The following is a 15,767-nucleotide window of genomic DNA, read 5'->3' on the forward strand; positions in this document are numbered from 1 at the left end:
CTGCTGTGCAAATGAGGCGGGCTGTTGCCTTTCTCTTCCTCCCCGGCCCTCGCCGGGGAAGCGGGAGAGAGCCGAGCGCCCGAAGAACGGTAGAGGATGCGGCATGACGCCCGATTTCGACTTTGCGCTGGGCGAGAACGTCGAGATGATCCGCGACACGACCCGACGCTTCGCCGCGGACAAGATCGCCCCACTCGCGGCGCGGATCGATGCCGAAGACTGGTTCCCACGCGACGAGCTCTGGCCCGCGATGGGTGAGCTCGGCCTCCACGGCATTACGGTCGACGAGGCCGACGGTGGGCTCGGGCTCGGCTACCTGGAGCATGTCGTCGCGCAGGAGGAAGTGGCGCGCGCCTCGGCCTCGATCGGCCTCTCCTACGGTGCGCACTCCAATCTCTGCGTCAACCAGATCCGACGCTGGGCCAATCCCGAGCAGAAGGCGCGCTTCCTTCCCGGGCTGATCTCGGGGGAGCATGTCGGCAGCCTCGCCATGTCCGAGGCGGGGGCGGGGTCGGACGTCGTCTCGATGAAGCTCGCCGCGCGACGCAGCGATCGCGGCTGGGTGCTCAACGGGACCAAATTCTGGATCACCAATGCCCCCTACGCCGACACGCTGGTGGTCTATGCCAAGACCGGGGAGGGCAGCCGCGGCATCACCACGTTCCTGATCGAGAAGGACATGCCCGGCTTCGCGATCGGGCAGAAGATCGACAAGATGGGGATGCGCGGCTCCCCCACCGCCGAGCTGGTGTTCACCGACTGCGAGGTGCCCGAGGCGAACGTGATGGGGCCGCTCAACGGCGGCGTCGGCATCCTGATGAGCGGGCTTGACTATGAGCGTACGGTACTCGCGGGCATCCAGCTCGGTATCATGCAGGCTTGCCTCGACACGGTGCTGCCGTACCTGCGCGATCGGCGCCAGTTCGGTCGCGCGATCGGCAGCTTCCAGCTGATGCAGGCCAAGGTGGCGGACATGTATGTCGCGCTCAATTCGGCGCGCGCCTACGTCTATGCGGTCGCGCGGAGCTGCGACGCGGGCCGGACCACGCGCTTCGATGCCGCGGGCGCGATCCTGCTCGCCTCGGAGAGCGCCTTCCGTGTCGCGGGCGAGGCGGTGCAGGCGCTCGGCGGTGCCGGCTACACGAAAGACTGGCCGGTCGAGCGCTTCCTGCGCGACGCGAAGTTGCTCGACATCGGCGCGGGCACCAACGAGATCCGGCGCATGCTGATCGGGCGCGAGCTGGTCGGCGCGACCGAGCCGGTGGCGCAGTGAGCGCGCCTGCCCTCGCCTCGATGATCGCGCGCGACGACGACCGCTTCCGCGCCAATGAGGTGCACCATCGCGCGCTCGCCACCGAGCTGCGCGCGCGCGTCGCCGCGGCGGCGCAGGGCGGCAGCGCGGCATCGCGCGAGCGCCACGCCGCGCGCGGCAAGCTGCTGCCGCGCGAGCGCGTCGAGCGGCTGCTTGACCCCGGCGCGGCGTTTCTCGAGATCGGCCAGCTCGCCGCGGGCGGGCTCTACGGCGACGAGGTGCCGGGAGCCGGGCTGATCTGCGGCGTCGGCACCGTCTCCGGGCGGCAGGTGATGATCGTCGCCAACGACGCCACGGTGAAGGGCGGCACCTACTCCCCGCTCACCGTGAAGAAGCACCTGCGCGCGCAGGAGATCGCGCTCGAGAACCGGCTGCCCTGCATCTACCTCGTCGACTCGGGCGGCGCCAACCTGCCGCACCAGGCCGAGGTTTTCCCCGACCGCGATCATTTCGGCCGCATCTTCTTCAACCAGGCGCAGATGTCGGCGCGCGGCATCGCGCAGGTGGCGTGCGTGATGGGCAGCTGCACGGCCGGCGGGGCCTATGTCCCCGCCATGTCGGACGAGACGGTGATCGTGCGCGGGCAGGGGACGATCTTCCTCGCCGGGCCGCCGCTGGTGAAGGCGGCGACGGGCGAGGAGATCAGCGCCGAGCAGCTCGGCGGCGCCGACACGCACGGCCGCCGCTCGGGCGTGGTCGACCATGTCGCCGAGGATGATCTTCACGCGCTGACGATCGTGCGCGACATCATTGCCACGTTGCCGCCCGCGCCAATGCCGATGGTCAATCTCGCGCCGACGGCCGCGCCGCTCTACCCTGCGGAGGAGCTGTACGGGATCGTGCCGGAGGACGTGCGCGCCCCATATGAGGTGCGCGAGGTGATCGCGCGGCTGGTCGACGGCTCCCGCTTCCACGAGTTCAAGCCGCTGTTCGGCAGCAGCCTGGTCTGCGGCTTCGCGCATCTCCACGGCATGCCGGTGGCGATCCTGGCCAACAACGGCGTGCTCTTCTCCGAGAGCGCGCAGAAGGGCGCCCATTTCATCGAGCTGGCGTGCCAGCGCCGCGTGCCGCTGCTGTTCCTGCAGAACATCTCGGGGTTCATGGTCGGCGGCAAGTATGAGGCGGAGGGGATCGCCAAGCATGGCGCCAAGCTCGTCACCGCGGTGGCGACCGCCAGCGTGCCCAAGCTGACGCTGCTGATCGGCGGCAGCTTCGGTGCGGGCAATTACGGCATGTGCGGCCGCGCCTATGGCCCCCGCTTCCTGTTCAGCTGGCCCAACAGCCGGATCAGCGTGATGGGCGGCGAGCAGGCCGCCGCGGTGCTCGCCACCGTCCACCGCGACGCCGCGACGTGGTCGGCGGAGGAAGCGGAGGCGTTCAAGGCGCCGGTGCGGCAGAAATACGAGGACGAGGGCAATCCCTATTACGCCACCGCGCGGCTGTGGGACGATGGCGTGATCGACCCGGCGCAGACGCGTGACGTGCTCGGGCTGGCACTGGCGGCGTGCCTCAATGCGCCGGTAGAGGAGGCGCCGCGGTTCGGGGTGTTCCGGATGTGAGCGTGTCGGGTGATCATCGCGGCGAGCGCTCAGGCGGCGACAGCTCGCGCCGCGACGTGCGCGCTACTCCCTCTGCCTGGCGTCACCCTGAACTTGTTTCAGGGTCCACCAGGCCGCGTTGGCAGAGGGAGCGGCGCAAGACCGAGCGTCACCGCGAGATCAGCCCAGTCAGGATTGTCGCGCTCCATGAGGTTCATTTTCCATTCGCGGTGCCAGCGTTTCAGCTGCTTCTCGCGCGCGATCGCGTCGAGCATGTCGGCGAAGAACTCGTAGTGAACCAGCCGGGCGACCTTGTAGCGGCCCGTGCAGCCGTCCGTACCGTCGCGATGCTGACCCAACCGCGCGAGCAGATCGCCGGTGACGCCGATGTACAACGTCCCGTTGCGCCAACTCGCGAGGATGTAGGTGCACGGCTGCTTGGCCATCCTTACCATCGTAGGACGGTTCGCGCGGCTCAGTGGATGCTGAAACGAGTTCAGCATGACGCCGGAGTGGGGCCATCGCTCCCGCCACTCACCCCCGTGTCCCGGAGGTAACCCCATGCTCCCCTCCCTCCTCATCGCCAACCGCGGCGAGATCGCCTGCCGCGTGATTCGCACCGCGCGCGCGCTCGGTGTCCGCACCGTGGCGGTCTATTCCGACGCCGACGCCGACGCGCTCCACGTCCGCCTCGCCGACACCGCGGTGCGGCTCGGGCCGGCGCCCGCGCGCGACAGCTACTTGCGCGGCGACCTGATCCTCGCCGCCGCACGCGAGACTGGCGCCGCCGCGATCCACCCCGGCTACGGCTTCCTCTCCGAGAACGCCGACTTCGCCGAAGCCGTGCTCGACGCCGGGCTCATCTGGGTCGGCCCCGACCCCGCCAGCATCCGCGCGATGGGGCTCAAGGACGCCGCCAAGCAGCGCATGATCGCCGCGGGCGTGCCCGTCACCCCGGGCTATCTCGGGGAAGACCAGTCGCCCGAGCGGCTCGCCGCCGAGGCCGATCGCGTCGGCTATCCCGTCCTCATCAAGGCGGTCGCGGGCGGCGGCGGCAAGGGGATGCGTCGCGTCGACGATGCCGCCGACTTCGCCGCCGCGCTCGCCGCATGCCGGCGCGAGGCGGCGGCGGCGTTCGGCGACGAGCGCGTGCTGATCGAGCGCTATATCCTCGCGCCTCGCCACATCGAGGTGCAGGTGTTCGGCGACCGACACGGCAACGTCGTCCACCTGTTCGAGCGCGACTGCTCGCTCCAGCGCCGCCACCAGAAGGTGATCGAGGAGGCGCCCGCGCCGGGTATGGACGCGGCCACCCGCGCCGCGGTGTGCGACGCCGCGGTGCGCGCCGCACGCGCGGTTGACTATGTCGGCGCGGGCACCATCGAGTTCATCGCCGATGCAAGCGAGGGCCTGCGCGCTGACCGCGTGTGGTTCATGGAGATGAACACGCGTCTTCAGGTCGAGCATCCGGTCACCGAGGCGATCACCGGCATCGACCTGGTCGAGTGGCAGCTCCGCGTCGCGAGCGGCGAACCGCTGCCCCTGCGCCAGGAGCAGCTCACCATAAGCGGGCACGCGATCGAGGCACGGCTCTACGCCGAGGATCCCGCGCGCGGCTTCCTGCCCTCCACCGGCACGTTGATCGCCTTCCGCCCGGGAGCGGGCGTGCGCGTCGATACCGGGGTGGAGCAGGGCTCGACGATCTCGCCATATTATGACCCGATGATCGCCAAGCTGATCGCGCATGCCGACACGCGAGAGGCGGCGCGCGCGCGGCTCGGCGCTGCGCTCGCGGCGACTCAGGTCTGGCCGGTGCGCACCAACGCCGCCTTCCTGGTGCGCGCGCTCGACCATCCCGACTTCGCGACGGGCACGGTCGACACCGGACTGATCGAGCGCGCCGGCGAGGCGCTGATGCCGTCGGAGCGGCCGAGCGAGGCCGCGCTCACCGCCGCCGCGCGCACGCTGTCGGGCGCCGCGCTCGTGCCCGGGTTCAGGCTCAACGCCCCGCCGCGACGCGAGGCGGCGTTCCTGCTCGACGGCCATCCCGCCCAGGTGGCGCTCGCCCCCGCCGCGGGTCCTTCCGACCAGCGCGAGCGCGCGCTGATCACCGAGGCCGGCCAGACCTACGCGCTGACCCCGTTCCGCGCCGCGGCGGCGGGTGGCGGCGCGGCGGGCGACGGCGCGATCCTCGCGCCCATGCCCGGGCGAGTCATCGCGGTCGAGGTCAGCGCGGGCGAGCGCGTCCGCGCGGGGCAGCGGCTCGTCACGCTGGAGGCGATGAAGATGGAGCACAGCCTGTCCGCACCGTTCGACGGTGTCATCGCCGCACTCGACGTCGCGGTCGGAGCGCAGGTGGCCGACGGGGCCGCGCTGGTGCGGGTCGAGCGGGCGGATTCGTGATGGCCGGGCGTCACTATGACGAATGGGCGGTGGGCGATCGGATCGAGCATCCGATCCGCCGCACCGTGACCGAGACCGACAACCTGCTGTTCTCGACGATGACGCACAATCCGCAGCCGCTCCACCTCGACGCCGAGGCGGCGCGCGCGTCCGAGTTCGGGCAGATCCTGGTCAACGGCACCTTCACCTTCGCGCTTATGGTGGGATTGTCGGTCGGCGAGACGACGCTGGGCACGCTGGTCGCCAATCTGGGCTATGACAAGGTTGTGATGCCGGCACCGGTGTTCATCGGCGATACGCTCCGCGCCTCGAGCGTCGTGACCGCGCTGCGCGCCAGCCGCTCGCGGCCGGAGGCCGGGCTCGTGACCTTCGAGCACCGGCTGCACAACCAGCGCGACGAGCTGGTGTGCCAGTGCGAGCGCACCGCGCTGCTGAGGCGTAGCGGCACGTGCGCGGCTTCTTCGGTCGAGGGTTAGCGCGAGGGCGCCGGGATCGCTGTTCACTGGCGAAAGCCGGGGCCAGGTGGGAAGGCTATCGTGAGTCTCGCCGCCGTCCCGCACCTGGACTCCGGCCTCCGCCGCGGCTCAGGCGGAGAAGGGCTCCAACGTCGGACGATCGTGGCGGCGCCTCGCGCACCGTCACCCCGCAAGGAGGTGTTCCCAGCGACCGCGCGGCGCACTAGAGGAAGCGCGATGAACCAGCGTCCCGCTCCCCCGCGCCGCCGCCCGCTCTGGCGTGCCGGCACGTTCGCCGCCACCGTCGCGCTGGTCGCGCCGGCGGCGGCGCAGGTCGCCGCGCCGGCGCCCCCGGCGACCGCGCAGGTCCCGCCGTCGCCGGTGCCGCCAGCGCCGGTGCCGGTCATCCCCGTCCCGCCGGTGGCGCCGAGCGTCCCGCTGCCGACGCTCAGCGCGGCGCAGCGCCAGCAGCTCGCCACGCTGATCGCCGACGACGAACTGGCGCAGGGGCTGCGGCTGACGCGGCGTACCGACCTCGACACGCTCGACTCCGCAGCGATGGTGCGCGCGGCGCTCGATCATGCGCGCGCGGTCCATGCCGGGCGCCTGATGCCCGAGGACTTTCAGAAGGACTGGGGCGTCCGCCCGACCGCCTATGATCCGCTGCCCGCCTTTGCCGAGGCGGTGTCGCGCGATCGGCTGTCGAGCTGGCTCCGCTCGCTGCCGCCGCCTTACCAGGGCTATGACACGCTCGTCGCGGGGCTCGCGCGCTATCGCGCCATCGCCGACAAGGGCGGCTGGGGCACGCTGACCGCCACGCCCGCGTTCGGTAGCCGCGGCGCCGACGTGGCCAGACTGCGCGAGCGGCTCGTGCTGGAGGATCCGCAGGCACCGTCATCGGGCGACACGTTCGACGCCGCGCTGCTGGAGGCGGTGCGGCGCGCGCAGCGGCGTTATGGACTCAACCCGGCGGGGCAGGTCGGCGCACAGACGCTCGCCGCGCTCAACGTGCCGGTCGAGCGGCGGATGCGCCAGATCATGGCCAATCTCGAGCGCTGGCGCTGGCTGCCACCCGGGCTCGACAAGAAGCGGGTCCAGGTCAACATCGCCGCGGCGGTGCTCACCGTGTTCGACGGCGACGAGCCGGTGATGTCGATGCGCGCGGTCACCGGGCGGCCGGGCAACGAGACGCCGATGCTGATCTCCAAGATCAACAGCATCGTCCTCAACCCGCCGTGGAACGTGCCCGCCTCGATCGCCACCAAGGAGCTGTGGCCCAAGGAAAAGGCGAGCCCGGGCTATCTCAAGCGCAACGGTTTCCGCGTGATCGACACCGGGAACGGCGGCAAGCGCCTGCAACAATCGTCCGAGAAAAGCGCGCTCGGCCGCTACAAGTTCGATTTCCCCAACGACTTCGCGGTCTATCTGCACGACACGCCGGCGCGGTCGGGCTTCTCGCGCTTCGACCGGCTGTCGAGCCACGGCTGCGTGCGATTGGAGAAGCCCGCCGATCTCGCCCGGCTGATGCTGCGCGACACGCCCGAGTGGCCGCCCGAGACGATCGACTCGACCGTGGCGACGGGCAAGACGGTGCGCGCGGCGATGGCGTCACCGGTCAGCGTCTATCTGCTCTATTGGACGGCTTTCGCCAGCCCGAGCGGCCAGGTAGGCTTCCGCGAGGATCCATACAGCTGGGACGCGCGGCTCGCCGCCAGCGTCGAGCGACGCTCGGCGGTGCAGGTGCAGGTGGCGGCGCGATGAGGACGATTATGATGATGAAGCGACTGATTCTCCCGCTGCTCGCCAGCGCGGCGCTGGCGATCGCCGGCTGCTCGCGCGAGCCCGCGCCGGCGCCCGAGCCGACGCCCAGCGAGGAGGCGCTGCCCACGCCCGAGCCGACCCCGACTCCCGAGCCCTCGCCGGTGGCGTCGCCGAGCGAGCTCACCAACGCCACCGCGGCGCTGCCGCCCGAGGAGAAGCCCGCGCCGGACGAGCAGATGCTCGACGATGCGTCGGCGACCGGGATGACCGCGCGCGCCAGCCGCGACGCCGAGCACGACTGATCCCGCGACAATGGTAAGGTCGATGCCGGAATGGATCGGTTCGGCCTTGACCGACGCCAGGCTACGCAGAAATATCCGACCTACTACGTGAGTAGTAGTTATTGGGGATAGGAAGGTGGCCTTCGTGCCCTTCGACGAGGAGCGCCGGCTCGACGCGGTCGAGCGCGTGTGGCAGCCCGCACGTGATCAGCAGGCCGCGCTGCAGAACATGGTGGAGGAGGCGGCGCGCGTCGCGCACACGCCAATCGCGGCGATCTCGATCATCGACCGGCGCCGCCAGTGCTTCGTCTCCAAGACCGGTGAGGTCGAAGACGAGATGCCGCGTGCCATCTCCTTCTGCGCGCACGCGATCCATCGCCCGGGCGAGCCGATGATCGTGCCCGACGCGCGTCACGACAAGCGCTTCTTCGACAACCCGCTCGTCACTGCGGCACCCTTCATCCGCTTCTATGCCGGCCTGCCGTTGGTCGATCGCGCCGGCTATCCGCTCGGCGCACTGTGCGTGATCGACGACAAACTCCACCATGAGCTGCCCGACCTCTACCGGCTCGGCGAACTCGCGCGCGGGGTGGAGCGACTGATCGCGCATTGACGCGCGACCGCGCATCGCCGACGACGGCGATCGACACCAACGACGAAGCCGTCGGCTGCCGCGGAGCGCAGCCCAGCGAGGGAGACGGATGAAGAAGCGCATCATGCTGGTCGAAGACGAGCCGAGCCACCGTAAACTCTACTCCTCCTGGCTGAAGATCGGCGGTTACGATCCGCGCGTGATCGACGACGAGCGCGGCGCGCTGGACGCCGCCGCGACGATCGCGCCCGACGCGATCATCGTGGACATTCGCCTGCCCAATGTCAGCGGACTCGACGTCATCGAGACGCTCAAGGGCGCGCCCGCGACGCGCGCGATCCCGGTGATGGCGCTCACGGTGCTCCAGAGCCAGCATGACATGGACGCCTGCTATGCCGCCGGCGCCGATGCCTTCGTGTCCAAGCCCGACCATATCGCCAGCTTCCTCGACAAGGTCTCCGACCTGCTGCGGTGAGGTGCGGGGCTCGCATCGGGCGGGTGGCCGACCGCGTCGAGACGATACGCGTCAAGCATCCGCCTTACCCGCCGTCTCGTCGCGGCCTCACCGCGGCCGGTAGGCGATCTCCGCGGTGCCCTGCGCGCGCACCGGCAGGAACAGGCCCGCGCCGGTCACTTGCAGCTGACCGTTCTCCACCGACGTGACGTCGGTCGAGAGGAAGAAATCACCCTGTTGCCGCGCCCCGATCGCCCGCTGCGCCTTGCCGAGCACCTCGGCATAGTCGCCGCGGAAATCGTGCTGGAGCGCGAGTGCGACCGCGCTCTGCACCTGTGCCTCGCCGAGCAGCCGGATGAGCAGGTCGAGCGCCGCCGAGTCCGTGCGCGCGACGAGCTGGACGTCGCGCGCGCGCACCAGCTGTGAGCCGGGATCGTTGTACGGCACCGCCGTGAGCCAGGCCTCGCCGCTGGTCGAGGCGCTGCCGACCGCGCGCGGCGTCACCTTGGCCTGCACCCCGACGGCCAGACGGCCCCCGTCGGTGGCATAGACGGTTACCTTGCCGAAGGCGACGTCGACCGGCCCGACCCCCGCGACGCTGATCCCGCGCGCGGCCAGCTTGCGCAGCGTGCGCTCCACCACCGGCTCGAGCGTGCGATAGTCGGCCAGCACCGGCACCGAGAAGCGCAGCCCGACGCGATCACCGACCCGAGTCGGAGTGGGCAGCGGCGTCACCGGCGGGTCGGGCGGGCGCTGGCCGACGAAGGTCTCGGTCAGCGCCTCGGCGGCGAGCGTCAGCCGCAGCGTACGGCCCTCGACGCGATAGCCGCCGAAGCCGAGCGCGCGCGGGGTCACGCGGAGCCAGGCGGGCGGGTTGCGCTTGCTCAGCTCGATGGAGGTGAACCCCTGCGGCCAGAGCTGCGCGATCTGGTCGCGCAGGTGCAGCTTGGCCAATTGGCGCGGCAGGTCGCGCTCCAGCTTGCGAACGATATCCTTCAGCTTGGCGTCGGCGCGCGAGGTGAAGGTGACGCGCTGGCCGGCGACGTCGACGCCGGGTTCCTCGCGCCAGTCATAGGCGATGTCGAGCTTGGCGGTGGGCTGCCAGTCGCCGACGATGCCGAGCCGCCCGGTCGCGCGCACCAACGCGCTGCCCGTAGCGGTCTTGCTCAGCACGCCGCCGACGTTCTGCGCGGTGATCGCCGCGCTCACCGGCATGATGAGGTCGAGCCGCTCGCCCTTGCCTGACAGCCGGATCGCGCCGCGGGTCACCTGGCCGACGAGGCGGCAGCCGAGATCGGGCAGCACCTTCACCTTGCCGATGCCGAGATCCACCTTCTTGGCGGCGACGCAGCGGTCACGGTGCTGGTCGATCGTCCACAGCACGCGCGGCGTCTCCCGGTTGAGCCCGCGCTCCAGCTCGGCGAGATCGGCGGTGACGGGCACGACGATGGTCGAGCTCTCCGCCGGCAGCTGCCCCGCCTGGGCCCCGACGCGCGGCGGCGCCGGATTGTCGCGCTGCTTGCCGCAGCCGCTCAGCAGCGCGGCGGTGGCGAGCAGCGCGGCGGTGGCGGGGTAGGGGCTGGCGTAGAGGGCGGTACGAGGCACGATCGACTCCGCACGGGCGGCCGGGCACCACGCCGGTTGCGGGTCGATTGATCCGTGGGGTTAGCCTGGGTGTCAATAGCTGGGGAGCGGCACGCGGCCGGTGTCACCTCCGGGATGATCCGCCGCCTAGAACGCCGGCTCCTCGCCCGGCTTGCCCGCGACATGGATGCCGCACTCCACCTTGTCCCAGCCGCGCCAGCGCCCCGCGCGCGGGTCCTCGCCGGGGCGCACCTTGGAGGTGCAGGGCGCGCAGCCGATCGACAGATAGCCGTGCGCCTCCAACGGGTGGTGCGGCAGGTCGTGCTGGCTGAAATAGGCGTCGAGCCGCTCCTTCGACCAGTCGGCGAGCGGGTTGATCTTGAGCCGGCCGTCGTCGACCTCCACGCGCGGGATCGCGCGCCGGGTCGACGCCTGGAAGCCCTTGCGTCCCGAGATCCATGCCGCGAACGGCAGCAGCGCGCGGCGCAGCGGCTCCACCTTGCGCAGCTCGCAGCAGCCGTCGGGATCGTACGACCAGCGCAGCCCCTTCTCGTCCTTGAGCCGGAGCAGCCGCGGGTCGGGGCGGAACACGCGCAGGTCGGTGAAGCCGAGTCGCTCGGCGAGCTCGTCGCGATAGGCCAGCGTCTCGCCGAACATCTTCTGCGTGTTGGTGAAGATCACTGGCACGTCGCGGTCCACGGCGGCGACCATGTGGAGCAGCACGGCCGATTCCGCGCCGAACGACGAGACCGCCGCGATCCGCCCCTTGAGCGGTCCGCCGATCAACTCGGCGAGCAGTTCGGGCGCGGTGGCGTCGGCGTAGCGCTCGTCGAGCGCCGCGGCCTCCTCCGCGGAGAAGGACGGCGCCACGTCGATCGTGTCGAGCTGGCGCGCGGGCTCAGCCATGCCGCAGCTTCCACACCGGCACCTTGGCGTCGGCGGCGCGCTGATAGGGTGTCGGATAGCGGGCCAGCGAGCGCTCCAGCACCGCCGCGTCGATCGCCGTCTCCGGCGCGAAACTGTCGAAGCCGCAGCGGCGCATGTGCGGAATCTGGTCGACCAGCACGTCGCCGGCGGCGCGCAGCTCGCCGGCATATCCCGCCTCGCGCAGGATCCGCGCGCTCGAATAGCCGCGCCCGTCGCGAAAGCTGGGGAAGGACACCTCCACCAGCGCGAGCCGGTCGATATGCGGTAGCAGCGCGCGCGCGTCGTCGCCCGCCTCGAGCCGCACCGCGCCCGCGTTGGTCTGCCCGGCGACGAAGGCGTCGAGCGTCACCGCTGGCTCGTCGTGCGCCTCGTCGTCGCGGTAGCGCAAAACGTTGTCGCTCATGCGGTGGTCCTCCCGGCGCGCGGCTCAACCATAGATCGCCTCCTTGAACGGCTGCATGCCGACGCGGCGATAGGTATCGACGAAGCGCTCGCCCTGTTCGCGGACCTGGAGGTAGGTGTCGGTCACTCGCTCGATCGCGTCGACCACGCCGTCCTCGTCGAAGCCGGGACCGGTGATGCGGCCGAGGCTGACGTCCTCCGCGCCTGAGCCACCGAGCAGCAGCTGGTAATTCTCGGTGCCTTTCTTGTCGACGCCGAGGATGCCGATATGGCCGGCGTGATGGTGGCCGCACGCGTTGATGCAGCCCGAGATCTTTAGCTTGAGCTCGCCCAGGTCGCGCTGCCGCCCGGCGTCGGCGAAGCGCTGTCCGATCTTCTGCGCCAGCGGGATCGAGCGCGCGTTGGCGAGCGCGCAATAGTCGAGGCCCGGGCAGGCGATGATGTCGCTGATCAGGTCGAGATTGGCTTCCGCCAACCCCGCCTCGCCGAGCTGCTGCCACACCGCGTAGAGGTCGGCCTTGCGGACGTGCGGTAGGACGATGTTCTGCGCGTGGGTGACGCGCAGCTCGTCGGCGCTGTAGCGCTCGGCGAGATCGGCCATCACGTCGATCTGCTCGGCCGAGGCGTCGCCGGGGATGCCGCCGATCGGCTTGAGCGAGACGTTGACGATCGCATAGCCCGGCTGCTTGTGCGGCTTGACGTTCTGGTCGAGCCACAGCGCGAAATCGGGAACGGCGCGGTCGATGCTCTCCGGCGCGGCGGGGTCGAAGGGCGGGGGCGCGAACATCGCGCTGATCCGCGCCAGCTCGGCCGCGGGCGGATCGATCCCGAGCTGCTTGACCGCGAGGAACTCCTCCTCGACCTGGCGGCGATATTCGTCCGCACCGATCTCGTGGAGCAGGATCTTGATCCGCGCCTTGTAGATGTTGTCGCGGCGACCGTAGCGATTGTAGACGCGCAGACACGCCTCGAGATAGCTCATCAGCTCGTCCGCGCCGACGAAGTCGCGGATCAGCGGCGCGATCATCGGCGTCCGTCCCATGCCGCCGCCGACATAGACGCGCGCGCCGAGCACACCGTCCTGCTCGACCAGCTGGAGCCCGATGTCGTGGAGCCGCATCGCCGCGCGGTCCTCGTCGGCGGCGATCACCGCGATCTTGAACTTGCGCGGCAGATAGGTGAACTCGGGGTGGAAGGTGCTCCACTGGCGCAGCAGCTCGGCCCAGGGACGCGGGTCGGTGACCTCGTCCGCGGCGGCGCCGGCGAACTGGTCCGAGCTGATGTTGCGGATGCAATTGCCGCTGGTCTGGATCGCGTGCATCTCCACCGTTGCCAGCTCGGCGAGGATGTCGGCCGCGTCCTCCAGTTTGATCCAATTGTACTGGATGTTCTGGCGTGTGGTGAAATGGCCGTAGCCGCGATCGTACTTGCGCGCGACATGCGCCAGCATCCGCATCTGGCGCGCGTTGAGCGTGCCATAGGGCACCGCCACGCGCAGCATATAGGCGTGGAGCTGGAGGTACAGGCCGTTCATCAGCCGCAGCGGCTTGAACTGGTCCTCGCTCAGCTCGCCCGCCAGCCGGCGCCGGCACTGGTCGCGGAACTCGTCGACCCGTGCGTCCACGATCGCCTGATCATATTCGTCGTAGCGGTACATTCGTTGTTCCTAATTCCTCCCCGGTACGGGGAGGGGGACCGCCGCCCGCAGGGCGGTGGTGGAGGGGGGCTTCGGCAAGCGCATCGTCCGCGGAGAGCCCCCTCCACCACTCGCCTGCGGCGAGCGGTCCCCCTCCCCGTGCCGGGGAGGATCGTTTCTCATATCACCCAGCTGCCCGCGTTCGGGTCGGCCGGCTTGAGCGTTAGGTCGGTGCGCACGGTCGGGCCGAGCGCGCGGATACGGTCCTTGATATGCGCCGGCCGCGGGCCCTCGGGCGTGGCGGTCGCCTCGATCACATAGGGCACGTTGACGCGCCGCGCCGCTTCCTCCTCGCGCGCGATCGCCTCGGCGCGGTCGCCCGCGTCGACCGCTTCCGCGATGTGGCGCGACCAGCCGCCGCCCGCCCACCAGACCACGTCGCCGGTCGGCAGGTCGTTGCCCGTCACCAGCCTCATGCCGAGAGGCTCCCGACGCTCTCGGCGACGCGCGCGTAGCCGGCGAGCCGGTCCTCGGCGTCGGACAGCTCGACCACCTCGCCGACGACGATGATCGCGGGGCTCGCCACGCCCTCGCGCGCCACCATCGCGCCGAGATCGGCGAGCAGCGTTCGCAGCGCGCGGCGACCTGGCAGCGTGCCTTTCTCGAGCACCGCGACCGGCATGTCGGGCGCCACGCCGTCGGCCATCAACTTGTCCGCGATCGCCTCGGCGGTGGCGACGCCCATGTAGATCACCAGCGTGCGACCCTGGCCGGCGAGGCCCGACCAGTCCTGATCGGTCAGCCCCTTGCACTGGCCGGCAACGAAGGTGACCGCCGAGCTGTGATCGCGGTGGGTGAGCGGCAGCATCGCCTCGGCGGCGCAGCCGAGCGCGGCCGAGACGCCGGGGATCACCTCCACCGCGAGCCCCGCGGCGCGCACCGCCTCGACCTCCTCGCCGCCGCGACCGAAGATGAAGGGATCGCCGCCCTTGAGCCGCACCACCACGCTGCCGGCACGGACGTGCGCGACGATCAGCGCGTTGATTGCCTCCTGCGGCAGCGTGTGGCGCGCGCGGCGCTTGGCGACCGAGATGCGCTGCGCCGTCGCGGGGGCCAGCGCGAGCACGCGGTCGTCGATCAGCCCGTCGTGAACCACGACGTCGGCCAGGCGCAGTGCCTCCACCGCACGGACGGTGAGCAGGCCGGGATCGCCCGGCCCGGCACCGACGAGGATGACGCGACCGCGCGCGTCGGGATCGAGGAGGCTTGCCATGCCCGCTACATGGGCGGCGGGTAGGGGGACGCGCAACCGTTGTTCGCTTGTCCCGTGCCTAGCCTGGCTTTTTCCGCAATCAGCGGCGGGATCGGCCTCACCCCGCCGCCTGCCGCAGCACGCGCTCACCCTCGGCCTCGCTGACGGCCGCGCGCACCGCGGTGAGGAAGCCGGCGACATCGCCCTGCGACGAGGGAATGGCGCGACGCAGCGTGATGAAGCCGTGGATGTTGCCCTGCGCCTCGCGGAAGGTCACCGGGATGCCCGCCTGCGCCAGCGCGGCGGCATAGGCGCGTCCCTGGTCGCGGATCGGGTCGAGTCCGGCGGTGACGATCACCGCGCGCGGCAGCCCCGCGACGTCGCCGAGCAGCGGCGAGAAGCGCGGGTGGTGCGGGTCTCCGGCGTAATGCTCATTGAACCAGATCATCCCCTCGCGGGTGAGCAGATAGCCGTCGGCGAAGGCGTCGAACGAGGCGTAGGGTCGGCTGGCGTCGGTGGCGGGATAGATCGGTGCCTGCATGATCACCGGCACCGCCGCGGGCCGGTCGCGCAGCGCCGCGGCGACGATGATCGCGAGGTTGCCTCCCGCGCTGTCGCCCGAGAGCACCAGCGAGGTGACGCCGCGGCCGAGCGCCTCCGGGGCGGACGCGACCCAACGTGCCGCCGCCTCGGCATCGTCGGGGGCGGCGGGCCAGCGTGCTTCGGGCGCGAGGCGGTAGTCGGCGGAGATCACCGGCAGATCCAGCTGGCGCGCCATCTCGGCGGTGAAGCTGGCGTGCGTGTCGAGGTCGCCGATCACCCAGCCGCCGCCATGGTAGAACACCACCGCCGGGCCCGGCGCGCGTGTCTCGCGCGCGTCGAACAGCCGGGCGCGCAGCTCGCCGCCGGGGCCGGGAAGGGTGAGGTCGCGCACCACCGCCAGTTCGGCGCGCGGCAGGTCGGCGACGTCCTTCATCGCGACCATCACCGCGCGTGCCTCGGCGGGCGGCAGTTCGTGCATCCTCGGACCAGGCACGCTGTTGAGATAGGTGAGGAACGCCGCGACGTCGGGGCGGACGAACGGAGCCCGCTCGATCTCGGGAAGGGTTCGGTCGGTCATGCGCGCTCCGGTGCGGGGGCGCGATGGCGCGCCGCGATCCTCGCCTTATC

General features: G+C 70.9%; 16 protein-coding genes. 8 read left to right on the plus strand and 8 right to left on the minus strand.

The features are described 5' to 3' along the window. The first annotated feature begins 103 nt into the window (after window positions 1-103). Together FHY03_RS07735 and FHY03_RS07740 are read left to right on the plus strand one after the other, a co-directional pair. Window positions 104-1,273, plus strand: a complete 1,170-nt coding sequence (locus FHY03_RS07735) for an acyl-CoA dehydrogenase family protein (protein WP_183929842.1) — start codon at window positions 104-106, stop codon at window positions 1,271-1,273. Next, on the plus strand, window positions 1,270-2,871 hold the full coding sequence (locus FHY03_RS07740; protein ID WP_183929844.1) for a carboxyl transferase domain-containing protein: 1,602 nt from the start codon (window positions 1,270-1,272) through the stop codon (window positions 2,869-2,871). Before FHY03_RS07735 ends, FHY03_RS07740 begins: the two co-directional genes overlap by 4 nt. 98 nt (window positions 2,872-2,969) lie before the next feature. On the opposite strand, the gene FHY03_RS07745 is transcribed toward FHY03_RS07740, so the two are convergent. After that, complete coding sequence (locus FHY03_RS07745; RefSeq protein WP_183929846.1) at window positions 2,970-3,296, minus strand: GIY-YIG nuclease family protein; 327 nt, start codon at window positions 3,294-3,296, stop codon at window positions 2,970-2,972. Window positions 3,297-3,411: 115 nt separating this feature from the next. Here FHY03_RS07745 and FHY03_RS07750 point away from each other — a divergent pair, with 115 nt between their 5' ends. From FHY03_RS07750 to FHY03_RS07775, 6 genes are all read left to right on the plus strand, one after another. Continuing rightward, on the plus strand, window positions 3,412-5,253 hold the full coding sequence (locus tag FHY03_RS07750; protein ID WP_183929848.1) for a biotin carboxylase N-terminal domain-containing protein: 1,842 nt from the start codon (window positions 3,412-3,414) through the stop codon (window positions 5,251-5,253). Continuing rightward, a complete protein-coding gene (locus FHY03_RS07755; protein ID WP_183929851.1) occupies window positions 5,253-5,729 on the plus strand; it encodes a MaoC family dehydratase in 477 nt (158 codons plus the stop codon). The genes FHY03_RS07750 and FHY03_RS07755 overlap by 1 nt, the downstream gene beginning before the upstream one ends. Before the next feature lie 216 nt (window positions 5,730-5,945). Beyond that, a complete protein-coding gene (locus FHY03_RS07760) occupies window positions 5,946-7,469 on the plus strand; it encodes a murein L,D-transpeptidase (protein ID WP_183929853.1) in 1,524 nt (507 codons plus the stop codon). Between the two features lie 14 nt (window positions 7,470-7,483). Next, entirely contained in the window at window positions 7,484-7,771 is a 288-nt protein-coding gene (locus FHY03_RS07765) for a hypothetical protein (RefSeq protein ID WP_183929855.1), read from the plus strand. 115 nt (window positions 7,772-7,886) lie between these two features. Beyond that, window positions 7,887-8,363: a GAF domain-containing protein gene (locus FHY03_RS07770; protein ID WP_183929857.1), complete on the plus strand. Its 477-nt coding sequence runs from the start codon at window positions 7,887-7,889 to the stop codon at window positions 8,361-8,363. A gap of 88 nt (window positions 8,364-8,451) precedes the next feature. Continuing rightward, on the plus strand, window positions 8,452-8,817 hold the full coding sequence (locus FHY03_RS07775) for a two-component system response regulator (protein WP_183920611.1): 366 nt from the start codon (window positions 8,452-8,454) through the stop codon (window positions 8,815-8,817). A gap of 87 nt (window positions 8,818-8,904) precedes the next feature. Here FHY03_RS07775 and FHY03_RS07780 read toward each other — a convergent pair whose 3' ends face one another. The 7 genes from FHY03_RS07780 to FHY03_RS07810 all read right to left on the minus strand — a co-directional run bounded on the left by FHY03_RS07780 (window position 8,905) and on the right by FHY03_RS07810 (window position 15,717). Continuing rightward, entirely contained in the window at window positions 8,905-10,401 is a 1,497-nt protein-coding gene (locus FHY03_RS07780) for a DUF4403 family protein (RefSeq protein WP_311721337.1), read from the minus strand. 126 nt (window positions 10,402-10,527) lie between these two features. Then, entirely contained in the window at window positions 10,528-11,286 is a 759-nt protein-coding gene (locus FHY03_RS07785; RefSeq protein ID WP_183920610.1) for a phosphoadenylyl-sulfate reductase, read from the minus strand. After that, the gene (locus FHY03_RS07790) at window positions 11,279-11,710 is read right to left on the minus strand and encodes a DUF934 domain-containing protein (RefSeq protein WP_183920609.1); all 432 of its coding nucleotides are present in this window, start codon (window positions 11,708-11,710) and stop codon (window positions 11,279-11,281) included. The genes FHY03_RS07785 and FHY03_RS07790 overlap by 8 nt, the downstream gene beginning before the upstream one ends. A gap of 24 nt (window positions 11,711-11,734) precedes the next feature. Continuing rightward, window positions 11,735-13,366: a nitrite/sulfite reductase gene (locus FHY03_RS07795; RefSeq protein ID WP_183929859.1), complete on the minus strand. Its 1,632-nt coding sequence runs from the start codon at window positions 13,364-13,366 to the stop codon at window positions 11,735-11,737. A 158-nt stretch (window positions 13,367-13,524) separates the two neighbouring features. Further along, window positions 13,525-13,821: a DUF2849 domain-containing protein gene (locus tag FHY03_RS07800; RefSeq protein ID WP_183929861.1), complete on the minus strand. Its 297-nt coding sequence runs from the start codon at window positions 13,819-13,821 to the stop codon at window positions 13,525-13,527. Then, on the minus strand, window positions 13,818-14,618 hold the full coding sequence (gene cobA / locus FHY03_RS07805) for a uroporphyrinogen-III C-methyltransferase (protein WP_183920606.1): 801 nt from the start codon (window positions 14,616-14,618) through the stop codon (window positions 13,818-13,820). The genes FHY03_RS07800 and cobA overlap by 4 nt, the downstream gene beginning before the upstream one ends. Window positions 14,619-14,715: 97 nt before the next feature. Further along, on the minus strand, window positions 14,716-15,717 hold the full coding sequence (locus FHY03_RS07810; protein ID WP_183929863.1) for an alpha/beta hydrolase: 1,002 nt from the start codon (window positions 15,715-15,717) through the stop codon (window positions 14,716-14,718). Window positions 15,718-15,767: the final 50 nt, after the last annotated feature.

It is taken from the genome of Sphingomonas sp. BK345 (assembly GCF_014193845.1).
Taxonomy (GTDB): domain Bacteria; phylum Pseudomonadota; class Alphaproteobacteria; order Sphingomonadales; family Sphingomonadaceae; genus Sphingomonas.